Genomic DNA, 22,555 nt, shown 5'->3' with positions numbered 1-22,555 from the left:
TAGGTGGGGGTTCACAGAGGTTCGGTACGGTTCACAGGGGTTGTAGCTGCTGTGAACCGTATGGAAGCTCTGTGAGGCCATGGGTTGCACTGTCGCGCAGAGGATCACGCACAAATCCAGGGGACCGCCCAGACTTGGTTGCTTTGATGTACTGCGGATTCCGCGGAGCCGGCGACCTCAGGGAAGTCCCCGAGGGTGGTGTGTACCAGCGACAGCTTGGTGCGTGTCGACACATAGAAAGCCCACCGCTGCACCAGTTTTCGGGATCGGTACCCAGTCTAACCCCCCGAAGCGGTGCGGATCCCGAGAGTTGGTGTGGATCTCTAGAGTTGGTGCGAGTCGTGAGACTGGTGCGGATCCTGGGAGGCGGTGCGGATCCCGAGAGCTGGTGGGGATCCCGGGGACTGGTGGAGATCCAAAGGCTGGTGGAGGTCCCAGTACTTCCGCGAGTCGCGAGACCGGTGGGGATCCCGGGAACTGGTGCGAGCCGTGAGACTGGTGGAGATCCCGAGAACTGGTGCGAGTCCCGAGAACTGGTGCGAGTCCCGGGAAGTGGTGCAGATCTCAAGGGCGCCCGCATACCCCCGCCCTCGAAAAGAAACTCTCGAGAACGGCACCACAGCCAGTCGACCACGCCGGAACGAGACATCGAGCGCCTGACTTGCACCTACGGCTGGGAACGGCACTCGACGTGCTCAGCGCTATCCATGAAACTCCCGCGGCAGCTGCACCAAACTGAGCTGGCGAACTTCGGCGGCCAGCCGACCACCCAAACGCAAGTGCGCAGGAACAACTTGTGCACCGGTCTGTCGGAACCAGCATCGAACACCGGAACGGGCCGACCTCGCGCCAGTTGGATGGCGATATGCACTCACCCGAAAACCTCATCGCCGAGCACACCCACCCGGAATGCTTCCATCCGATCATAATCGTGCCCGATTATTCGCCGCCGATAATGCTCCCACCCAATTTCGAACAATGGAACCGGACGGTCCGGCATGAACAAGACCGAGCCCGGAATGCTGAGGGTGGACCTCCGCTTGCGACGGAAGCCCACCGGTTTCACCCCGATTCTCGGTCACATTCCCTGTTTGAGTCCGGGGGAGTCGGCGCGCGAGGAGATCGCCGCGCTCAACTCGCCGTCCAGTGAACCACGGACCAGGGGTCGGAACAACCCTGACAAGTGTGCGGTAGTGCTGTCCTAGAGGTGTCCAGCCCGATTCGAGATTCCAAAATAGCTGGTAAATACCGATTCTGGACCCGTTCAAATGGCTTGGAGGCGACCACCCACCTGCGCGCCGGTTGTCAGCATGAATTAATTGGAATCGATGCGGAATTCCAATGGAAGCCTGCACCACGTTGGAATAGCCGGACTCGGAGTCACGTCCAATTCGGGTCCGATCAACGCTGGAACACTTCTCCTCGCGTTCGGAACGGTCCAGTAGGAACGGTTCAAAACAAACGTTGAAACCTAGCCGTTTTTAGTTATGCTCGTGATCGCCTTCCGGTCCGGCGAGGTGGGCGAACTCCGACAAACTTGCGGATCGGGTTCGCCGGTAATTCGAAACGTGCACTTGATTGTGTGCTGGTCACATTCCCTGAAGATTCACGAGTCCGTTGCTCGGCGGGCTGACGCGGTCCTGGAACACGGATTCCACACGAGGAGAACAACACAGAGATGCTGAATTCACACCGACATCCCGCGGACGAGGTCGAGCGCCTCGGCGCCGTCCCGGATCAGGTGCACCCCACGGTAATGCCGCCGGCCGAGGCGCAACCGGCGGCCCACGCCGAGGACCAGCACACCTGCGGTCACGAGCCGCCGTTGGCGCCACTCCCCGCACCGATGGTCGTCGAGCAACCCACGACCTTCCGTGCGCTGGCACGGCGAGCCAAGGTCGACCTCCGGCTGATCGCGGGCAGTACGTTCACGGCTGCGACGTTCACCCAGCTGGCCGCACACGGCTGGCCGGACGACGGTCTGGAGACGACGATGGCGGGAAGCGCGGTGCTGTTCGCGGCGCGCACCGCGTGGCCGATCGTCCGCGCGGTCTGGCGGTACTGCGGACCCGAGGAGATCTCCCTGCGCATCCGCTTCCGTGGTCCTCGCGCCTGAGCACGCGGCCGGGCGGGGCGGGCAAACCGCCCGCCCGTGGCGTGTCACTCCTCGACACGACGGGGTCGGGACGACCAGAAGGCGAACTACTACACAGCATCGTCTACCGTTGGACTGTGAGCATTCTCGAGACAGTGCTGATCTTCGGCGGCATCCCGCTGGTGATTTATGGCGCCATCGCCGGATTGTCGTATCTCGGTAAGCCACTCGCTGGTGAGAAGCCGGCCCACTACGACCTCGGTCAGCAGTGGACCTCGGCGCCGGTGCTGTGGAGTGCGACCGACGAGGTGACCTCGGCGGTTCATCACGAAAGGGCCGAGGAGGCGCACGGTGGGCATGCGGAGCCGCATGGTCACCACGCGGCCATCGACGCCCCCAAGGCGGAGCTGATCGGAGGCCGGGCAAGTGGCAAGTTCTAAGTGGCCCGCGGTGGTCGAGGCCGACCTGCCGCACGGGTACGTCGTCACCAGCAGCGGGCGCGTGTCCGGCGTGCACGAGGCCGGTGACGTGTTCAAGGAAGCCCCGTTCAGCGATGACGAGCGGCTGGCCATCGACAACGTGCTCACCGAGGCGACCCGCGCGACCAAGGTGCGGTTCAACATCTTCATCGGCGATCTCGGCGCCGATCCGGCAGCCGGCGCGGAAGCGATCTTCCCCTCGACTCCCGAAGCGCCGGCTTCGGTGCTCATCGCGGTCTCGCCCAACGACAAGGCGATCGAGGTGCGCTCCGGCCGCGAGGTCGCCGACCGCGCGAACGACCGCGTCTGCCAGCTCGGCGTCACCGCCGCGCTCAGCTCGTTCCGGCAGGGCCAGCTGATCGATGGGCTGGTGTCGGCGGTGCGCGTGATGGCCGCCGCCATCGGCCGCTGACAATCCGAAAACGTTACCGCGCCTGAGCCTTACCGACGCGGACCACGAGCGTGTTCTTCCGGCGCGCACACCCGAGCAGGGTGTGCGCGCCGGTTTCGTTTTGCCCACACCACGTGCGCAGACGCGGTCCGATTTTTTTCGGCAAGCACAAGAACTTGGGCTTGTTGGTCGCGGCCCCGCTCGCGCACTTTGGGGATATGCAGATTCTTGTCACGGGAGCCACCGGAAACATCGGCCGCAAGGTCGTCGACCACCTCGTCGCGGCCGGGGCCCAGAACGTGCGAGCGCTCACGAACAATCCGGCGCGCGCGGCGCTACCTCCGGGTGTCGAAGTCGCCGAGGGCTATCTCGGACGGGTGTCCACCCTGCCCGCCGCCTTCGAGGGGGTGGACCGGATGTACCTCGCACCGTTGCTGGACACCATCGATGAGGTGGTGGCACTGGCCAAGGACGCGGGCGTCGGTCAGATCGTGGATCTTTCCGGCGAAGCGCATTGGACGCCGATCGCCACGGCCGTCGAGAATTCGGGTCTGGACTGGACGCACCTGTTCACCGGTGACTTCATCGAGAACTCCACCATCTGGACAGATCAGATCCGCGAGTCGGACGAAATCCTCGATCCGTTCCCCGAGGTCGCGAGCACGCCGATCACGATGGACGATATCGCGCGCGTTGCCGCGGCGGTCCTGCTCTCCGACGGTCACGCGGGCCGGACCTACGAGCTGACCGGGCCGGAAGCGCTCACCCGCGCCGAGCGCATCCAGCAGATCGGCACGGCACTCAGGCGGACCCTCTCGGTGCGCAAGGTGCCCCGCGAGGAGGCGATCGAGATCTTCGCCCGCAGCATGGGGGACGGGGCCGAGTGGTACGTGGACACGACCGGTTCGATGCTGGGCTGGCAGCCCGAACCGACCACCGCCGTCGCGGATCTCACCGGCAGCCCCGCCACCACCTTCGCGAGCTGGGCCGCCGCCAACACCGCCGCGTTCAGCTGAGCGAGGAAGCCCCCGCCCCGGCGGGGGCGGGGGCCGCGACTGCTACTGCGCGTCGAAGGCGCGGGCGCGCAGGGCGCGCTCGACGCCCGCCTTGCCCTCGGTCACCAGGCGGCGCAGGGCGGGCGGGTGGTCACCGGCGAGGAACTTGTCGGCGGCCGCGACCGCGTCGGCGCTGACATCCCAGGACGGGTACAGCCCGACCACCACGGTCTGCGCGACCTCGCTGGAGCGACGCTCCCACACCTGCGCGACCTCGGCGAAGTAGCGCTCGACGTACGGCGCGAGCAACTCGGCCTGACCCACCGGGGCGAAGCCCGCGACGATCGCGCGCGTGGTGATGTTGGAGACCGAATCGTCCTCGAACACCGTGCGCCACGCCTGCGCCTTGACCTCCGCGATCGGCCGGGCGGTTGCCGCCGTCGCCGCCTGACGCTTGCCCGCCGCGGTCGGATCGTTGGCCAGTTCCTGGTCGATGAACGGGGTGGCCAGGCCGTCGGCGTCGATCTCGCCCGCGATGGCGAGCGCGATGACGATGCGCCAGCGCAGGTCCGTGTCGACCACGAGGCCGGGCAGCCCGACCTTGGCCGGATCGCCATCGATCAGTTCACGCAGCACCTCGGTGTGCCAAGCCGACAGCTTGGCGCCGGTGAGCGCGTTGACGAAGGCCAGCTGGTGATCCGAGCCCGCCGCGGCTTCCCGAGCCAGCTCCAGCAGCCGGTCCGCGTACTCGGTCCAGCCGGTGCTCGCCGCCCACTCCGGGTCGGCATAGCTGCTGAGCGCGAGGTTGGCTTGCATCAGAAGTCGTTGCACCACACCGATTTCGGTTTCGGCGCCGACGCCGCGCTGGACCAGCGCGAGGTAGTCGCGCGCCCGCAGTTCGGCCTGCCTGGTCATCTCCCACGCGGCCGACCACGCCAGGGTGCGGGGGAGCGGTTCTGCGATATCGGCGATCCGGTTGATCAGCACGTCCAGCGAACCCGCGTCGAGGCGCACCGAGCAGTAGGTCAGATCGTCGTCATTGACCAGAACCAGCTGTCCGCTCGGCACGCCGACCAGCTCGGGGACGTCGGTGCGCTCGGCGGCGTCCAGATCGAGCTCGATGCGCTTGGTGCGTACGAGCTTTCCGTCCTGGTCGTCGTAAACGCCGATGGCGAGCCGGTGCACCCTGCGCTCACCCGCGCCCGGCGTGGCACCGTCCTGAACGACCGCGAACGAGGTGAACTTGCCCTCGGCGTCGACCTCGAAGTCGGGACGCAGGGTGTTCAGGCCGGTGGTCTTGAGCCACTGCGCGCCCCAGGTGGAAAGGTCGCGGCCAGAAGACTTTTCGAGCGCGGTGAGCAGGTCGTCGAAGGTGGCGTTGCCGTAGGCGTGCTCGGCGAAGTAGGCGCGCAGACCGGCCAGGAAGGGCTCCAGCCCGACGTAGGCGACGAGCTGCTTGAGCACCGAAGCGCCCTTGGCATAGGTGATTCCGTCGAAGTTCACCTCGACCGCGGCGAGGTCGGGAATGTCGGCGGCGATCGGGTGGGTGGATGGCAGCTGGTCCTGCCGGTATGCCCAGGACTTCTCCACATTCGCGAAAGTGGTCCAGGCACTTGTGTATTCGGTCGCCTCGGCCTGGCACAGCACCGACGCGAAGGTCGCGAACGACTCGTTCAACCACAGGTCGTCCCACCACTTCATGGTGACCAGATCGCCGAACCACATGTGCGCCATCTCGTGCAGCACGGTCTCGGCCCGGCGCTCGTAGGACGCACGGGTCACCTTGGACCGGAAGACGTAGTCCTCCAGGAAGGTCACCGCGCCTGCGTTCTCCATCGCGCCCGCATTGAACTCCGGCACGAACAGCTGGTCGTACTTGCCGAACGCGTACGGTACGCCGAAGTTGTTGTGGTAGAAGCCGAATCCCTGCTTCGTCTCGGTGAACAGCCGCTCGGCGTCCATGTGCTCGGCGAGCGAGGCGCGGCAGTAGATGCCGAGTGGGATGCTGCCGTGGTCGTCGGTGTATACATCGGTCCACTGGGCGTACGGGCCCGCGATCAGCGCGACGAGGTAGGTGCTCATCCGCGGGGTGGTGCGGAAGATGTGCTTACCCGGTTCTGCCGCAAGGGTTTCCACGACAGCGCCGTTGGAGATGACCTTCCAGTCCGGCGCTGCGGTGACGTGCACGTCGAACGTCGCCTTGAGGTCGGGCTGGTCGAAGCACGCGAACATCCGCTTGGCGTCGGCGGTTTCGAATTGTGAGTACAGGTAGACGGCGTCGTCGGTCGGGTCGACGAAGCGGTGCAGGCCCTCGCCGGTGTGCGAGTACTCGCAGTCGGCCTCCACCACCAGCTCGTTGGTCGCGGCGAGATCGGGCAGTGCGATGCCGGTGGACTCGTCGTAGCCGGAGACATCGAGCGCGGTGCCGTTGAGCACCGCCGAGCGCACGCCGCGGGCGACCAGGTCGATGAAGGTGCTCGCACCCGGCGTCGCGGTGAAGGTGACCGTGCTGCGGGAGAAGAAGGTTTGTTCGCCCGGTTTGCCGGCACCGTCGGTCAGGTCCAGGTCGATGCGATAGTTCTCGACCGACACGGTCGAGGCGCGTTCGACGGCCTGGTCACGAGTCAGGTTCGGTGCGGACATAAGGCTCCTTCGGGTTCGAAGAACTACTCGGGCGCTCCCCACGATGCCACCTGGGTAAGGTTGCCCGCGCGGGACTTTTTTCCAGAACCCTATCCAGGAATGGAGCTGCGGAGTGAAGCATGTGCACGCCGGCAAGGTGCGCGACCTCTACGAGGACGGCGACACCCTGCTGCTCGTCGCGTCCGATCGGGTCTCGGTCTACGACGTGGTGCTGCCGACCCCGATCCCGGACAAGGGCGCGATGCTGACCCAGCTGTCCAACTGGTGGTTCGACTACTTCACCGACGTGCCCAACCACGTGATCTCCGCCACCGATGTGCCCGCCGAGTTCGCCGGGCGTGGGATCCGGGTCAAGCCGTTGAAGATGGTGCAGGTCGAGTGCATCGCCCGCGGCTACCTGGTCGGTTCCGGTTTGAAGGAGTACGAGCAGACCGGCGCCGTGTCCGGTGTGGTGCTGCCGCCGGGGCTGCGCGAGGGCGACAAGCTGCCCGAGCCGATCTTCACCCCGACCACCAAGGCGTCCGAGGGGCACGACGAGCCGATCACCTTCGACGACGTGGTGAACCAGGAGGGCCGCGAGGTCGCCGAGCGGCTGCGCGAGCTGACCCTGCACGTTTACACGCGCGGTGCCGCGCACGCCGCCGAGCGCGGTGTGATCGTCGCCGACACCAAGGTCGAGTTCGGCTGGGACGACAGCACACTCACCCTGGGCGACGAGGTGCTCACGTCCGACTCGTCCCGCTTCTGGCCGGCAGCCGAGTGGGAACCCGGCCGCCCGCAACGTTCCTTCGACAAGCAGTTCGTTCGGGACTGGTCCACTTCGACCGGGTGGAACAAGGAATATCCGGGTCCGGAAATTCCCGCCGACATCGTCGAGGCCACCCGCCAGAAGTACCGCGAGGCTTACGAACTCATCACCGGCAACCCCTGGCCGTAGACCGGTTCACGCCTGCGCGAGATGCTCGCGCAGGCGTTCCAGGTACGGCCGTTGGCCGGTGCCGAGTTTGAGCTGCGCGGTGGTGAGGTCGAACCAGTCGGCGCGGTCGATTTCCGGGAAGGTGGCCTGTTTGCCGGAGCGGGGCGGCCATTCCATCTCGAAGGTGCCCGGCGCCATGTCGGTGAGGTCGAGGTCGGATTCGACGGCCCACACGGTGAGGGTCTTCTTGCCCCGGCCGCTGCCGTAGCGCACGTCGCCGAGTGGGATCCAGTCGCCCGGGGGCACGAAAAGCCCTAGCTCCTCGTGGAATTCGCGACTGGCGGCCGCCCTGGCGTCCTCCAGCTCCGGTTCGTACTCGCCCTTCGGGATGGACCACGCGCCGTCGTCCTTCTTCGCGAAGAACGGGCCACCCATGTGCCCGAGCAGTACCTCGATCGTCTCGTCGTTCGTCCGCCGGAACAGCAGCACACCGGCACTGGTCTTATCCGTCACCCTCGCAGTCTGCCCCAACGGTCGAACCACACTCGGCGGCGCATGTCGGCTCACGCGTGCCGCAGCCGAGCGGCACGCAGCGTCAGGTAGCGGTGCTCCGGGACGCTGTGCGTGCGTTCCGCGGCCGCGGTGTAGGCGGTGATCGCGGCGGCGGGATCGCCGGCCATCTCGTACAGATGACCACGGACGGCGTCGAGTCGATGGTTGTCGGCGAGCTGGTCGTCGATGGTGGCGACGAGTTCCAGGCCGGCCGCCGGCCCGTGCACCATCGCCAGCGCGACCGCTCGATTCAGGGTCACCACCGGGTTGTCCGAGAGCTTGTCCAGCAACTCGTAGAGGGTGAGGATTTTGGGCCAGTCGGTGTCCTCGGTGGACCGCGCCTGCGCGTGCAACGCCGCGATGGCCGCTTGAATCTGGTACGGCCCGTCGAGCCCCGCGGCGAGCGTGCCCGTCGTCAGCGTGACACCCGCGACGATCTGCGCGTGATCCCACAGCGCCCGGTTCTGCTCGGCCAGTGGGATCAGCTCGCCGTGCGTGCCGGTGCGGGCGGCGCGCCGGGCGTCGGTCAGCAGCATCAGCGCGAGCAGACCGGTGACCTCGGTATCGGCCGGCACCAGCCGGTGCACGGCGCGGGCGAGCCGAATCGCCTCGCCGGACAGGTCCGTTCGGTGCAAGTCCGGGCCCGAGGTGCTGGTATTGCCCTCGTTGAAGATCAGGTACAGCACGTGCAGCACCGCGCCGAGCCGCTCGCGCCATTCCGCGGTATCCGAGCCGGCGAACGGCCGGTCCAACGTCGCCAGCTTCTTCTTCGCGCGCGTGATCCGTTGCGCCATCGTCGTTTCCGGCAACAGGAAAGCCTGCGCGATCTCGGCTGTGCTCAACCCGCCCACCGCGCGCAGCGTCAGCGCCACGGCACTGGCCGGGGACAGCGCCGGATGGCAGCAGAGGAAGAACATGGCCAGCGTGTCGTCCTGCTCGACCGGCATGGCGTCGGTCACCGCCCGCTCGAATGCCGTTGTCTCCCTGCGCCGCCGGGCCACCTCGGCGCGCACCGCGTCGGCCATCCGGCGCTGTGCCACCTGGATCAGCCAGCCGCGTGGGTTGTCCGGCAGGCCCTCGACCGGCCACTGGGTCGCGGCGGCGAGCATGGCCTCCTGCAGCGCGTCCTCCGCGGTGTCGAAATCGCCGAAGCGGCGGACCAGCGCACCGAGGACCTGTGGCGCCAACTCGCGCAACAGGTCCTCGGCCCTCGCCGGGAGCGGTGTGTCGTCGGGCACCGCTCGCCGGTTGGTCACTGCGGGGTGGCCGGGGCGTGCATGACCGGTCGCACCTCGATGTATTCGCCGATCGGTTTACCACCCGGACCCGGGGCCGCCGAGGCTTGCGCGGCGATCTCGTAGGCCCGCTCCGGGCTTTCCACATCCACGATCCAGTACCCGGCCAAGAACTCTTTCGTCTCCGGGAACGGTCCGTCGGTCACCATCGGCGCGGACCGGCCGTCGGAGCTGACGATGCGGGCTTCGGACGGACCGGCGAGCCCCTGCGCGTCTACCAGCTCACCCGACTTGGCCAGTTGCTCGCCGAGGGCGCGCTGAAAGTCTATGTGCGCCTGGATTTCTTCGGGGGACCACTCGTTGATCGGTGTGTCGCAGTAGGCGGGGGTGTTGTAGGTCTTCAGCAGCATGTATTTCATCGGGTGTCCGTATCACAGAGGGTTCGAGGTGTCGGCGAGCGCGTCGGGGTCGACCGGGGCCCCGGCCAGGATGAGTTCTTTGATCCGATCCGTCACGTCCCACACGTTCACGTTCATGCCCGCGAGCACTCGATCGTCCCCGTCCAGCCAGAACGCGACGAACTCGCGGCCCGCGACATCGCCGCGGGTCACCACCCGCGCGTAGTCGCCGGGCGCGGCGTAACCGGTGTACTCCATGCCCAGGTCGTACTGGTCGGTGAAGAAGTAGGGCAGCCGGTCGTAGCTCGCCTGCTTGCCGAGCATGGTCGCGGCCGCGACGGCGGGCTGGTTGAGCGCGTTCGCCCAGTGCTCCACCCGAATCCGGCGGTTCAGCACGGGATGCTGCTGCGCGGCGATATCACCCACCGCGACGATGTCCGCGTCGCTGGTGACCAGATGTTCGTCGACGAGCACGCCGCCGTCCACCGAGAGCCCGGCGGCGTGCGCCAGTTCGACGTTCGGTTCGGCGCCGACGGCGACCAGCACCGCTTCGGCCTCGATGGTGCTGCCGTCGTCGAGTTTCACGCCGGTGGCCAGATCGGTTGCGATGCCCTCCCTGGTGGTGATCTCGCTGATCTTTGCGCCGAGGCGCAGATCGACCCCGTGCGACCGGTGTAACTCGGCGAAGACCGCGCCCATCTCGGGACCTAGCGCGCCGAGCAGCGGCTGTTCGGCGCTCTCGACGATGGTCACCTCGACACCGGCGGTGCGGGCCGCGGCCGCCACCTCGAGGCCGATCCAGCCCGCCCCGATGATGACGATCCGTTGCGCGGCGCTGGCGAAGAGTTCGATCAACGTGTCGGAGTCGTTGATGGTGCGCAGCGTGTACACGTTGGGCGCGTCGGCCCCGGGGATGGAAAGGGTGCGCGGCGTCGATCCGGTGGCGAGGGCCAGCTTGTCGTAGGCGACGGTGGAACCGTCCGGCAATTCGACGGTCTTCGTGGCCGGGTCCAGCCCGGTGACCGTGGTGCCGAGTCGCAGATCGACGTTGTGGTCGCGATACCACTGCGCGGGATCGACGGTGAATTCGGCGAGCGCCTTCTTGCCGAGCAGATGTTCCTTGGACAACGGCGGGCGCTCGTAGGGCAGGTGCTCCTCCGCGCCGATCAAGGTCACCGACCCTGGAAAGTCGTTGGCGCGCAATGCTTCTGCCAGCTTCGCCGCGGCGAGCCCGCCGCCGACGATGACAAACCGCTGCCCCGAGCTCATGGCGGACTCCTTGTCGAGAGGGAACTGGACTCCTGGCGATCAACCCTAACCGGGCCGGCGACGGCATCGGCGGAAAACGCCGCGGCGGGCGGGAACGAATCGGCGCCCGCCGTGGTTGCTGGAGGTAGCGGTTGGGGGGACACCGCCCCGACAAGCCTGCGATTCGAGAGGACCCGCCGTGAGTGACAAAGGCTCCGCGAAGGATGTTGCCGATTTCTGGTTCGATCCACTGTGCCCCTGGTGCTGGATCACCTCCCGCTGGATTCTCGAGGTCGAGCAGGTACGCGACATCGAGGCCCGGTTCCACGTGATGAGCCTGTCGGTGCTGAACGAGAACAAAGAGGGCCTGCCCGAGCAGTACAAAGAACTGCTCGCCACCGGCTGGGGGCCGGTGCGCGTCGCCATCGCCGCGGCGCAGGAGCACGGCGACAAGGTGCTGCTGCCGCTTTACACCGCGATGGGCACTCGGATCCACAACCGGCGCGCCGAATACGAGCGGGACTCGCGCAAGGAGTCGCTGGCCGCGGTGATCGCCGACGCGCTCGCCGAGGTGGGCCTGCCCGCCGAACTGGCACAGGCCGCTGAGAGTACCGACTACGACGAGGCGCTGCGCGCGAGCCATCACGCGGGCATGGACAAGGTCGGCCCGGATGTCGGCACACCGACGATCCACATCAACGGCACCGCCTTCTTCGGCCCGGTGCTGTCCCGGATCCCGCGCGGCGAACAGGCGGGCAAGCTGTGGGACGCCTCGGTGACGCTGGCCGACTACCCGCACTTCTTCGAACTCAAGCGCACGCGCAACGAGGAGCCCGAGTTCGACTGAGTAGTTCGGCGAGTGCCGCGGAGGGTTCCGCGGCACTCGTTCGCTACTGCACCGGTTTCGGTGGGAACGCCGGAGTCTGGCCGTACGAACTCGGATAGACCGGTGGCGTCGCTGCGCCCGGCGGGTTCGGCCGCAACCAGAGTTTGCCGTGCCTGCTGCGGTCGCGCAGCGCCCACATCCGCCAGGTCAGCACCGGGTGTGAGGACATGGCGTTGACCACCCAGACGAAGAAGCCCTTCTCCAGCGCCGCCCGGTCGGCCATCTCGTCGAAGCCGACCAGCGTGTTCAGGTATTTGCCCGCGGCCAGCGTGGCCATCGCGGTGGGCGCGCCGGTGTGCCGATGGCAATAGCCGTGGTTGTCGGCGGTGTACTCCTGCGCGCGGATCAGCGAGTTGCCCAGGAACGGCAGGAACGGGACGAGGAACATGCCGAGCTGACGCCAGTAGGAGGTGTGGCCCGCCGCGATGTGCCCGACCTCGTGCCCGATGATGAACGCGAGCGCGTCGGGTTCGCGTGCCGCGCCGCCGATCTCGAACAGGTCGCTGTACACCGCGACGTAGCGGCGGAAGCCGTGCCCGCTGGCGAACGCGTTGATCTGACCGTTGCCGAGCACCACATAGGCGTCGGGCACCTTGGCCATGCCGAACCGGGCGGCCGCCTCGGCCACCATCCGATACCCCTCTGGGAACTGTGTCGGCGACATCCGCACCCCGTTGACCCGCTGGGTCGAGTAGGTGATGCCGCGACCCACCCACAACAGCACCGGCGCGAAGACCAGCAGCAGCACGTACTGGTCGACGCTGCCCGTCACCAGCAGCAGCACCGCGATCGCGTACGCGATCACCGTCAGCGTGACGATCACGACGAGCATCGGGATCTCCCAGCTGTGCCGGGCGGGCATGCCGTAGGGCGAGAGCCCGCGCGGTTGCTGCTGGGGCGGTACCGGCGCGCTCGGGTACGGCCCGTAGGGAGCGGGGTTCGGCGGGGAGCCGTAGGGCGTGTTCGGGACCTGCGCCCACCCGGCCGAGGCATACGGGTCGGCCTGCTGGCCCGTCTGTGGGGGCTGGGGTTCGTGCGGCTGCATGAAATGAACTCTATTCAGTTGCTGGGAACAGGCGGTGCCGCGACGGCGCGCAGACCTGGGTCTGCCGGTCGCTCGCGGCGTATCTCTCGATTCGCGGCAGCCGCCCCCGGTGTTAATCGAGCCGCCTGACAGAATGCCTGCCATGCGCGTATACCTCGGTGCCGATCATGCCGGTTTCGAACTCAAGAATCTTGTCAAGGATCATCTGGAAAAGGCGGGCCACGAGGTGGTCGACTGCGGCGCACTCGAGTACGATGCGCTGGACGACTACCCGGCCTTCTGCATCGAAGCAGCCCGCCGCACCGTCGCCGACCCCGGCAGCCTGGGTCTGGTCTTCGGCGGCAGCGGTAACGGCGAGCAGATCGCCGCGAACAAGGTGCCCGGCGCCCGCTGCGCGCTGACCTGGAGCGTGGAGACCGCCAAGCTGGCCCGTCAGCACAACAACGCGCAGCTGGCCGGTATCGGCGGCCGCATGCACTCCACCGAAGAGGCGCTCGCCATCGTGGACGCGTTCGTCACGACCCCGTGGTCGGAAGAGGAGCGCCACCAGCGTCGCATCGACATCCTGGCCGAGTACGAGAAGTCCGGCGAGGCACCGGCGGTCCCCGCGTACTGACGCAGACCGGCTGTGCCTGAAGGACATACGCTGCACCGTCTCGCGAAGCTGCATCAGCGGCGGCTCGCGGGCGGTGTGGTGCGCGTGTCGAGCCCGCAGGGCAAGTTCGCCGCCGGCGCCGCCCAAGTGGACGGGCAGCTGCTGACCAGGGCCGAGGCGTGGGGCAAACACCTGCTGCACCACTACGATTCGGGTCTGGTCGTGCACGTGCATCTCGGCCTCTACGGCAAGTTCTACGATTCCGAGCTGCCCATGGGGGAGCCCGTCGGGCAGGTGCGCATGCGCATGCTCGGCGCGCCCGACGGGCAGCCGGGCTTCGGCACCGATCTGCGCGGTCCCACCGCCTGCGAAGTGCTGCTGCCGCCGGAGGTTTCGGCCTTGACCGACCGGCTCGGTCCCGACCCGCTGCGTCGTGGCGCCGACCCCGAGCGCGCGTGGGCCCGCATACACCGTTCGCAGCGGCCGATCGGCGCGTTGCTGATGGACCAGAAGGTGGTCGCCGGCGTCGGCAACGTCTACCGGGCGGAAGTCCTTTTCCGTCATAATGTTTCGCCGTATCGCCCGGGCCGGTCGTTGACCCGCGCCGAGTGGGACGCTGTTTGGCTCGACTTGGTCGAGTTGATGAAGGTCGGCGTTCGTCGCGGCCTGATGCACGTGGTGCGCCCCGAACACGACCATGGCGCACCGTCGTACGCTGCCGACCGTCCCCGTACCTACGTCTACCGGCGCGTCGGTGAACCCTGTCGCCTGTGCGGCAGCCCCATCTCGCATGCGGTGATGGAGGGCCGGAATCTGTTCTGGTGCCCAGCCTGTCAGGCTCGCTGAGGTTCCGCCGATGGTTGCTTATACGTCGGCATGGCTATCGTGAGGCAAGTGCTGGCAAATCATCGGCCACTATTGATCGACACACTGCTCGCGGTAACACTGACAGCCTTGACCGTGGTCGGCATGCCGACCACGGATCGTATGAGTTGGCCGGCCGTGATGTTGGCGACATTGTCGACAGCGCCGATCGTGGTGCGCAGCTTTGCACCGGTGACATGCATGCTGATCATCAGCGGTGCGGTGGTCGCCTATCTCCTGTTGGGCCATGGCGGGGACTTCCCGCTCTACGGGATCGGCCTGCTGGTCGGGATGTTCAGCGTGGCGCAGCATCGGCCCACCAGGGTTGCGGCGGCCATCTGGGGTCTGGCGATAGCCGCCGCGCTGTTCGCCTATCTGCCTACGGCGGCCGGATTGAGCTGGCCGGATGTGGTGAACGCGGTGTTGCAGACCGTGGGTGCGTGGGCACTGGGCGACGCGTTCCGGCGGTGGGCCGAGCGGGCCGACCACCGCGCGGCGCAGGCCGCCGCTGAGGAGCGGGCGCGGATCGCGCGGGAGCTGCACGATATTGTCGCCCATCACATTTCGGTCATCTCCCTGCAAGCCGGCGTTGCCGAGTACGTACTGGATTCCGATCCGCGGGCCGCACGTACGGCGCTCACCGCGATCGCAGATTCCGGTGGCCAGGCACTGGCCGAGATGCGACGGATGCTTGCGGTGCTGCGCACCGACCCCGAAGATACTTCGGACTACCACCCGCAACCGGGACTGGCGCAGCTGAGTGAACTGGCCGACCGCACTCGTGCGGCTGGTCTGCCCATCGAACTCATCCGCACCGGGCGCGCTCGGTCTCTACCGCCGGGAATAGACCTGTGCGCCTACCGCATCGCGCAGGAAGCGCTCACGAACGTCCTCAAGCACGCCGGGCCCGCGGCGGCGCGGATCTACCTCGACTACGGCGAGCGCACACTGACGGTGCGGGTGATCGATAACGGTCGTGCGGGCGGAGCATCGACGAGCTCCGCTGTGCCGCAAGGTATCTCGGGCATGCGTGATCGCGCCGCGCTTTACGGCGGAGTCCTGACCGCCGGCCCGCGCACGAGTGGCGGGTTCGCTGTCGAAGCGCGGCTGCCGATGAACGGCGTGCGATGACCATCCGCGTACTCATCGCTGACGACCAGACGTTCATCCGTACCGGTCTGGTCACCCTGTTCAGTGCCGCACCTGGATTCGAGATCGTGGGCGCCGCCGCCGATGGTCGCCAGGCCGTCGAACTCGCGAACCGCACCTCCCCGGATGTGATCCTGATGGACATCCGCATGCCCGTACTCGACGGGATCGCGGCCACCCGACAGCTCTTGGATGCTCCGCACGACAATCGACCGCAGGTAATCGTCCTCACCACGTTCGACCTCGATGAATACGTTTACGCAGCGCTCGCGTCCGGTGCGTCCGGATTCCTGCTCAAAGACACCCCGACGCAGCGGATCATCACCGCCGTGCAGGCCATTATCGCCGGTGACGTACTCCTCTCGCCCGCCATCACACGCAGACTGATCGAAACCTATGCACACCGGCACCGGACCAGCTCTGTCGCCCGCCCTCGACTGAACGCACTCACTCCTCGCGAGACCGAGGTGTCGCGGCTGATCGGCAAGGGACTGACCAATGCCCAGATTGCGCAGCACCTGGGACTCAGCGAAGCAACCGTCAAAACCCACGTCAAGCGCATCATGGGCAAACTCGGACTGTCCAGCCGTGCGCAAGTCGTCGTCGCCGTCTACGAGAGCGGCTTGATCACGCCCTCCCCGCCGACCGATCACCGGCGCTCGTAAACCTGGAAGTACCACCCTGGGGGTACAGCGAATTCCGGGCGTCACCGGATAGGCACGGATGGACTCCGTCTCTACCGTCAGATCGAGAAGGAAATCGGTCATCTGGTGGAAAGAGGTTCAACAGAGTGGGTTGGGGCATATTTCGGGGGCGCGGCCGGTACCTCGTCTTCACCGCGGCGATGCTGGTCGCGGCGGGTTGCGATGAAAACACAGCGGCCGACAGCACCGCGAGCCGGAGTGCTGACGCATCGATGTCTAGTCGAGTCGCCGACGCACTGACCGATCTGGTCCGCTCCGGGATGCCCGGCGCGCAGGCAGTTATCAGTGGACCGGACGGACAGCACACCTTCACCGCCGGGGCGGGTGACCTTGCCACCGGCGCACCATATGCGGACGCGGCTCACATCCGAATCGGCAGCGTCACAAAGACTTTCGCTGCCACGGTGGTGATGCAACTCGTCGGCGAGGGCTCCGTCGAGCTCGAGGCTCCGATCGAGCGGTATCTACCGGGCCTGGTGCATGGCAACGGCAATGACGGCAACCGGATCACGGTGCACCAATTGCTCCAGCACACCAGTGGCCTTGCGGACTTCGCCCCCGAAGGCGGCTCCGAGAAGCTGCCTCAGCAACTCGATCAGACGACCGACGGCAGGGCCTATCGTGATTTCACACCGGCCGACCTGGTGCGTATCGCGACGAGTATGCCGCCGCAGTTCGAGCCCGGAGCGCAGTTCCGGTATACCAACACCAACTATGCGCTCTTGGCGATGTTGATCGAACACGTCGCGGGCCGTCCGTTCGCCGCCGAGATCAGCAGCCGCATCTTCGAACCTCTCGCCATGCGCGACAGCTACATTCCGTCGCGCGGTGACACCGGCTTACGCGATCCGCACCCGCGGGGCTATCGCAAGATCGACGACAAGTGGGTCGATGCCACCGACGCCGAGGTGGCATGGACGGGAGCGGCCGGCGCGATCGTCTCTACTGGCGCCGACGTGAACCGGTTCTTCACCGCACTGGTCACCGGCAAACTGCTACCGGCAGCGCAACTCGCGCAGATGGAAGATGCGATGCCGATGCCGTCCTTCACCGAGATGACCTACGGACTCGGCTTGGTCCGTTTCGAGGTGCCCTGCGGGAACGAAGTGAAACAGGCGTGGGGGCACTCGGGCGGGATTCCTGGCTTCAGCACGATGGCGATAGCCACGAGCGCGGGAACCGCGGCAACCATCAGCGTCAACACCGAGCAGACCAACGAACGGTATGCGACCGCATTCGCAGCCGTCTTCTGCGCGATCGCGTGACTCGAGGTATCCGCCTGCCGCCGCTGCGGCATCCCGGTCGCCATGCCGTCATGGAGGCCCGAAACCTGTTCTGGTGCCCCACCTGCCAGCCTGACTGAGTAGACACGGCCGTCGCTATCCGGCGACGGCCGTGTCGATCTCCGGTTCGTCGGCGAGGGCGAAGCGGCGTCCGCCTGCCGTCTTGGCCGAGTACATCGCGCGATCGGCGCGACGCAGCAGATCACTGAAATCGCAGGAACTTCCGGGCGGGCAGTACGCGGTGCCGACGCTCGCCGAGACCGGGACCGGGCCGGCCGTCGACCAGACCGGGTCGCGCAGCGCGGCCACGATCCGATGGGCGAGGTCGCCGAGGGTGTTGTGCGGCGGATTCACCGCGAGCACGAATTCGTCGCCGCCGTACCGGCAGATCACGGTGTCGGGCGGGCACACCTCGCGTAGCCGGTTGGCCAGTTCGACGAGTACCTCGTCGCCGATCGCGTGGCCGTAGCCGTCGTTGATCTGCTTGAAGCGGTCGAGGTCGATCAGCAGCAGGCCGACGCCGCGGTTCGGGTCGGTGGACATCAACCGGACCCGATCCTGGAGCAGGGTTCGGTTGGCGAGGTCGGTGAGCGCGTCGTGGGTCGCCTCGTGCCGGAGCCGATGCTGCAACGCCGCGATCTCCTGGACGCGCAGCGACACCTTCGCGGAAAGATTCTGTTCCTGCTGTGCCAGCGCGCGTTCCTGCAGCGCCTGGGCGTAGCTGTCGATGGCCTGGCTCGCGACGAACGGCCAGCGCGTGGCGACCAGTGAACCCGGCGCGCCGGAGGGGAAGCCGAGCAGCCAGCGGGTGGCCTGCGCGAGCATCCGGATGCGGTCGAACGGCGCCTCGGCGAGCCGGGCGCCGAGCATCCGCGCCTCGGGCACGGGGAACGGCTCGGACCGGGCCAGGGTGAGCAGCCGGTCGACGATTTCGATCAGTACCGGTTCCAGCTGCTGCGGCGCCGCGCCGGAACCCGGCTCGGCGCACACCGCACGGGCCCAGGCGCGGGCCATCGCGGCGACGGGGGGCTCGATATCGATCGACATCGAACTCACCCGACGCAGGTAACGTCGGTGCCTTGCGGCACGGCGCCGGCACTGGTGCCGGTTTCACCCCGATCCTTCGCACTGCTACGCGGTTGGGTCCACCTCGCTCGGTGCACGCTCACCGCCCCCTTTCCAGATACCCCCGTCCGGCAAAAAGGATCCTAGCAAGCCACCCGGCATCGAAAAACGCTGTTTTACAACGTGTTCTCGATCCCTCGCGAATGGCGATCGGGTATGTGATCGCAGCAGACGCGCCAGTGTTACACCAGGATTTCGTTCGCTGTGAAGTCGCGCCAGGACGCGCTGGCGACACGCTGTAGCGCCACGCCGAACGGGTCCCCGCGACCCCTCGCGATGCCTCGATGCCGTGGGGCCGGGCTCGCCGGCCGCCGGTCCATGTTTCGGACCTCGGCATCGAAGTAGCCGGAGGAGTAGCCGAGGATGCGCGAGTCTTCGGCCCGGTAAGGGTGTTGGGCCGGATTTTCCTGCCAGTAGCACACTCGGCGGTCGGCGGCAGCTGACAAGAAACTGCTGCTGCCTTTGCGGCGAGTCGTGATGTCCCCATGGGTGGCATCCTCTCCGCGACCGGTCGAGCGTGACAAATGGCCACCCCGTGGGCCACGGCTCCCCCCCGACAGGAGTCGTCACGCGAACCATATGCTCCCCGTTTCCGGTCCGACACGCCCGAGTTTCAAGGAAGAGACCCCTTTTAATTTCATTTAGTTCTGTTCTGCGCGCCCCACGCTGACCGGGGCGGTACCGTGCGAGACTCCTGCCGGGCGTTGCGACGACGACCGGTCCCGGCACCCGCGTGATCGCACTGCGCGGGGGGCTGATTGGCGTTTGGGAAGCCGGGTTCGGTACAGTCTCAACGCACACGACATCGTGGCGATCCCATAGATGTCGTATGCCTGCGGGTGTAGTTCAATGGTAGAACCTCAGCCTTCCAAGCTGATGGTGCGGGTTCGATTCCCGTCACCCGCTCCACACAGGATTCAGCCTCGGCGGCGGCCGATCACCCGCCGCGAGGGACACGGGGTGTAGCGCAGCTTGGTAGCGCATCCGCTTTGGGAGCGGAGGGTCGCAGGTTCAAATCCTGTCACCCCGACCAGTTTCAACTCTGTCTTAGCAGGTCAGAGATTCATGCCGGGTACGGCCGAGCCTGCTCGATGCGCCGATGGTGCTCGGATTGGACCGTAGGCGTTTGGTGCGTAGTGCACGTTGGGTGCACGCTCCGCCTCGCCGGATCTCGCCTGCACCGTCGCCAATTCCTCGCGACCCGACACCGCGGTTAGGTTTGTCTATCCGCCCTCGTAGCGGACGACAGGAATGGTGGACGTGGACCTCTACAGCGTCATGGGCGTCAGTGATCGGACCCGAGCGCGGGCTTGGTATGCGGCGTTCTTCGGGCGGGCGGCCGACGAGGTCATCGGCGAGGAATGGCTGTGGCAAACCGGTGCGAACGCGTGGGTCGTCGTCGACGATCGTGCGGTTCGGGCCGCCCGGGTGGGCGGTTCGATGATCACACTGGGCGTCACGGACCTCGACGTCTTCCTGGCTCGTCTCGACGAACACGGCATTGCCTACGGAACGGTCGAGACCTACGGCAACGGCGTGCGCCATGTCGACGTGCTCGACCCCGACGGGAACAGCCTCTCGCTCGCCGAAGCGCCACCGGTCCTGTGAAACGACCTCTGTGCCTGGCTTGTCCGTGGAGTCGGCGTCGGCGGGCAGGGTGGGCGGAGGGTGCTGGGCCGGACTGCCGTAGCCGGCGAACCGTGCCGCCCACCTGATCTCGCAATCTTGCGGACAACCCGTTCCACACCTAGTGTCGGCGCGCAGGGGAGGCCGCTGGCCGCGACGCGCACGATTTCGACATCCGTTCCGCGCCATCGGCAAGCGAGGCGGCGTCCGACCGCTATCGCTGGAAAGGTTCGAACCCGAGACGTGCATCCCATCGACATCATCACGACCGCCGTGGCAGCCGGGGCTGCCGGACAACCAGGTGTCACCACCGCCGTCGTGCTCGACGCCTACGGTGAGTTGCGGAACCTGATCGGTCAGCGTTATCCCGGAGTCGACCTGCGAGACATTGCGGCCGAACCGGATTCGGCCACGGCTCGCGCGACGCTCAACGCTGCCTTCGTCGCCAACCACGCCGACATTGATTCCGAATTGCTCTACGCGGCACAGCAATTCGTAGATACCGCGCTCGGCAACCCGGCGGCGGATCGCACCACCGCGACGTTGTACGAGGTGTTGCTGGCTGGGGCCGAGCAAACACAGGGCCCGGACAATCCGGATACTCTGATGATCCGGCACGAACTTGCCCAGGCCTATCACTCCATCGGTGACATAGACAGTGCCATAACACATTTCGAGGTGACGCTCGCCGCTCGCGAACGAGTGCTGGGCGCCGATGACACCCTCACCATCACGACCCGAACCTGCCTCGCGAACTGCTACCGGGACGTGGGACGAGTCGATGACGCGATTCCCTTGGACGCAGCCGTGCTCACCGCGCGTGAACGGTATTTCGGTCCGGCTCATGACAATCCGGTCGGCTACCGGGACTTCCTCGCCGACGCGTACGAGTCCGCCGATCGCTTCGACCGCGCCATCGAGTTGCGGGAGACCAACCTGCGGCTGCGCCGTCGAGAGCTCGGTGCCGACCACCTCGACACTCTCGGAACGCAGCTGAGCCTCGCGTGCGCATACGGTTTCGCCGGACGAATCGAGGAGGCGGTCACCGCGTACGAGACGGCGCTGACCGAGCACGAGCGCGTGGTCGGTACGGCACAGGAGCAGACGATCCTGATTCGCTACACGCTGGCTCGCGGGTACCGGGCGGCCGGACGTTTCGACGAGTCGATCGCGTTGCATATCAGGGTGATCGAGGAATACGTCCGGGTGGTAGGCCCGGACCATGCCGATCTGCTGGCGATGCGCAACAGCCTGGCGGGCGTGTACGAGAACGCCGGACGTCTGGACGACGCCGTCGCCACCTACACGCGCGTGCTGGCGGATTCCGAACGGGTCTACGGTGTCGAGCACGAGCTGACCGACCAGGTGCGTACCTGGCTGGCCCATCTCACCCGAGCCTCGGACGACGGGGCAGCTCCCGTGGACGCCGGTGGCGACCTCGACGAGCTCACTCAGCGGCTCGGCAATCGACTGGTCGATCTGGTCGGCGAAACAGGCTGGCGCCGGATAGATCTGATCGCGCGAGTGAGTGGCAGGGTCCACGATCTGTCGCTGACGGTGCTGCCGGACCACGGTGCGGCCACCGTGCTCGCGGCGCCGACCGAGCTGACACCGCTGCTGGACGCCATCAAAATCGCGCACTACCGGCGCGATCCGGAACGCGGCGGGTGGTTGTCGGCCAGGTTCCTCATCGACTCGTCCGGCTCGTTCTTCCGTTCGTACAACATCGATTACGAGCCGGACTGGCCGTTCGCCATCGATGAGGCGACGTATGTCGAAGAACTCGAGCGGTTTCCGCGCGAACTCGAGTACACGCCGGAATGGCTGCTCGATCGGTTGCCGAAATGGCAAGGGCGGGCCAAGAACACCGACGTCGACATCACCGAGCTCATACCGCTGAATATGCAGCTCGTCGCCCAGGAGCTCGACAGCTACCGCGATCATCTGCTGCACCGGTTGCCGAGCGACTGGCAACAGCTGTTCATCGACTTCCGGTCGGTCGGCGAGTATGTGGAGACGCGGGCGCAAGTGCTCACCGTGCTCGGTCAGGCGATCGAGTGGCAGGCTCCACAGGCGCGGACCTTCTTCAGCGAGCTGCGCCGCGACATGTACCGGCCGTGGCAGGGCACGTGGACCTCTGTCCGGTTCCACCTCGTGGTGAACGGGAAGTACCACGCGGAATACGACTGGGACCACGAGCCGGACTGGGACCATCGACCCGACGCGCGCGCGTACCAGCAGGAACTACAGATGTTTCCGCGCAGCGCAGAGCACGTTCCCGGCTGGCTTGATGCCCGGCAGCGCTGAGCCACGGTCGCGCCGGCCT

The 22,555-nt window shown here is 66.8% G+C and carries 20 protein-coding genes and 2 tRNA genes; 15 read left to right on the top strand and 7 right to left on the bottom strand.

The genetic code is table 11. The annotated features are described in order from the left end of the window. Positions 1–1,678: 1,678 nt before the first annotated feature. From NBRGI_RS11365 to NBRGI_RS11350, 4 genes are all read left to right on the top strand, one after another. Positions 1,679–2,116, top strand: a complete 438-nt coding sequence (locus NBRGI_RS11365) for a hypothetical protein (RefSeq protein ID WP_029895289.1) — start codon at positions 1,679–1,681, stop codon at positions 2,114–2,116. Between the two features lie 116 nt (positions 2,117–2,232). Further along, complete coding sequence (gene ctaJ, locus NBRGI_RS11360; RefSeq protein WP_029895288.1) at positions 2,233–2,535, top strand: aa3-type cytochrome oxidase subunit CtaJ; 303 nt, start codon at positions 2,233–2,235, stop codon at positions 2,533–2,535. Continuing rightward, positions 2,522–2,986, top strand: coding sequence for a DUF5130 domain-containing protein (locus NBRGI_RS11355; RefSeq protein WP_029895286.1), 465 nt, complete (start codon positions 2,522–2,524; stop codon positions 2,984–2,986). The genes ctaJ and NBRGI_RS11355 overlap by 14 nt, the downstream gene beginning before the upstream one ends. Before the next feature lie 197 nt (positions 2,987–3,183). Then, a complete protein-coding gene (locus NBRGI_RS11350) occupies positions 3,184–3,981 on the top strand; it encodes an NAD(P)H-binding protein (RefSeq protein ID WP_029895284.1) in 798 nt (265 codons plus the stop codon). Positions 3,982–4,023: 42 nt separating this feature from the next. On the opposite strand, the gene pepN is transcribed toward NBRGI_RS11350, so the two are convergent. Continuing rightward, complete coding sequence (gene pepN, locus NBRGI_RS11345) at positions 4,024–6,603, bottom strand: aminopeptidase N (protein WP_029895282.1); 2,580 nt, start codon at positions 6,601–6,603, stop codon at positions 4,024–4,026. Positions 6,604–6,715: 112 nt separating this feature from the next. Between pepN and NBRGI_RS11340 the strand changes: the two genes are divergently transcribed. After that, positions 6,716–7,540 carry a phosphoribosylaminoimidazolesuccinocarboxamide synthase gene (locus NBRGI_RS11340; RefSeq protein WP_029895280.1) on the top strand — a complete coding sequence of 275 codons (825 nt, stop codon included), beginning with the start codon at positions 6,716–6,718 and terminating at the stop codon, positions 7,538–7,540. 6 nt (positions 7,541–7,546) lie between these two features. On the opposite strand, the gene NBRGI_RS11335 is transcribed toward NBRGI_RS11340, so the two are convergent. From NBRGI_RS11335 to NBRGI_RS11320, 4 genes are read right to left on the bottom strand one after another with little or no spacing between them, the layout of a single operon-like run. Beyond that, a complete protein-coding gene (locus NBRGI_RS11335) occupies positions 7,547–8,032 on the bottom strand; it encodes an NUDIX domain-containing protein (protein WP_029895278.1) in 486 nt (161 codons plus the stop codon). A 50-nt stretch (positions 8,033–8,082) separates the two neighbouring features. Next, a complete protein-coding gene (locus NBRGI_RS11330; RefSeq protein WP_029895276.1) occupies positions 8,083–9,309 on the bottom strand; it encodes an RNA polymerase sigma factor in 1,227 nt (408 codons plus the stop codon). A 14-nt stretch (positions 9,310–9,323) separates the two neighbouring features. Beyond that, complete coding sequence (locus NBRGI_RS11325) at positions 9,324–9,725, bottom strand: YciI family protein (RefSeq protein ID WP_029895273.1); 402 nt, start codon at positions 9,723–9,725, stop codon at positions 9,324–9,326. Between the two features lie 12 nt (positions 9,726–9,737). Then, positions 9,738–10,973, bottom strand: coding sequence for an NAD(P)/FAD-dependent oxidoreductase (locus NBRGI_RS11320; RefSeq protein WP_029895271.1), 1,236 nt, complete (start codon positions 10,971–10,973; stop codon positions 9,738–9,740). Between the two features lie 178 nt (positions 10,974–11,151). Between NBRGI_RS11320 and NBRGI_RS11315 the strand changes: the two genes are divergently transcribed. Beyond that, positions 11,152–11,799, top strand: coding sequence for a mycothiol-dependent nitroreductase Rv2466c family protein (locus tag NBRGI_RS11315; RefSeq protein ID WP_029895269.1), 648 nt, complete (start codon positions 11,152–11,154; stop codon positions 11,797–11,799). 43 nt (positions 11,800–11,842) lie between these two features. Here the strand turns inward: NBRGI_RS11315 and NBRGI_RS11310 are convergent, their stop codons facing one another. After that, positions 11,843–12,883 carry a M48 family metallopeptidase gene (locus tag NBRGI_RS11310; protein WP_029895267.1) on the bottom strand — a complete coding sequence of 347 codons (1,041 nt, stop codon included), beginning with the start codon at positions 12,881–12,883 and terminating at the stop codon, positions 11,843–11,845. Between the two features lie 142 nt (positions 12,884–13,025). Between NBRGI_RS11310 and NBRGI_RS11305 the strand changes: the two genes are divergently transcribed. From NBRGI_RS11305 to NBRGI_RS11285, 5 genes are all read left to right on the top strand, one after another. Then, entirely contained in the window at positions 13,026–13,499 is a 474-nt protein-coding gene (locus NBRGI_RS11305; protein WP_029895265.1) for a ribose-5-phosphate isomerase, read from the top strand. A 12-nt stretch (positions 13,500–13,511) separates the two neighbouring features. Beyond that, positions 13,512–14,324 carry an Fpg/Nei family DNA glycosylase gene (locus NBRGI_RS11300; RefSeq protein ID WP_029895263.1) on the top strand — a complete coding sequence of 271 codons (813 nt, stop codon included), beginning with the start codon at positions 13,512–13,514 and terminating at the stop codon, positions 14,322–14,324. Positions 14,325–14,354: 30 nt separating this feature from the next. Next, positions 14,355–15,473 carry a histidine kinase gene (locus tag NBRGI_RS11295; protein WP_029895261.1) on the top strand — a complete coding sequence of 373 codons (1,119 nt, stop codon included), beginning with the start codon at positions 14,355–14,357 and terminating at the stop codon, positions 15,471–15,473. Continuing rightward, positions 15,470–16,156, top strand: a complete 687-nt coding sequence (locus tag NBRGI_RS11290) for a response regulator (protein ID WP_029895259.1) — start codon at positions 15,470–15,472, stop codon at positions 16,154–16,156. Before NBRGI_RS11295 ends, NBRGI_RS11290 begins: the two co-directional genes overlap by 4 nt. Before the next feature lie 125 nt (positions 16,157–16,281). Continuing rightward, positions 16,282–17,460 carry a serine hydrolase domain-containing protein gene (locus NBRGI_RS11285; protein WP_051727665.1) on the top strand — a complete coding sequence of 393 codons (1,179 nt, stop codon included), beginning with the start codon at positions 16,282–16,284 and terminating at the stop codon, positions 17,458–17,460. Positions 17,461–17,574: 114 nt separating this feature from the next. Here the strand turns inward: NBRGI_RS11285 and NBRGI_RS11280 are convergent, their stop codons facing one another. Continuing rightward, entirely contained in the window at positions 17,575–18,525 is a 951-nt protein-coding gene (locus tag NBRGI_RS11280) for a GGDEF domain-containing protein (RefSeq protein WP_014982562.1), read from the bottom strand. Positions 18,526–19,438: 913 nt separating this feature from the next. On the opposite strand from NBRGI_RS11280, the gene NBRGI_RS11270 reads away from it, so the two are divergent. The 4 genes from NBRGI_RS11270 (at position 19,439) to NBRGI_RS45100 (ending at position 22,536) form a co-directional block, all read left to right on the top strand. Then, positions 19,439–19,512: transfer RNA gene (locus NBRGI_RS11270), tRNA-Gly, on the top strand. 47 nt (positions 19,513–19,559) lie between these two features. Continuing rightward, a tRNA-Pro gene (locus tag NBRGI_RS11265) sits at positions 19,560–19,636 on the top strand. Positions 19,637–19,854: 218 nt separating this feature from the next. Further along, the gene (locus NBRGI_RS11260) at positions 19,855–20,211 is read left to right on the top strand and encodes a VOC family protein (protein WP_029895252.1); all 357 of its coding nucleotides are present in this window, start codon (positions 19,855–19,857) and stop codon (positions 20,209–20,211) included. A 261-nt stretch (positions 20,212–20,472) separates the two neighbouring features. Then, positions 20,473–22,536, top strand: a complete 2,064-nt coding sequence (locus tag NBRGI_RS45100; protein WP_051727664.1) for a tetratricopeptide repeat protein — start codon at positions 20,473–20,475, stop codon at positions 22,534–22,536. Positions 22,537–22,555 lie beyond the last annotated feature (19 nt).

The sequence above is a fragment of the Nocardia brasiliensis IFM 10847 genome (assembly GCF_000710915.1).
Classification (GTDB): Bacteria; Actinomycetota; Actinomycetes; order Mycobacteriales; family Mycobacteriaceae; genus Nocardia; species Nocardia brasiliensis_A.
This window is presented reverse-complemented; position numbering and strand designations above follow the sequence as displayed.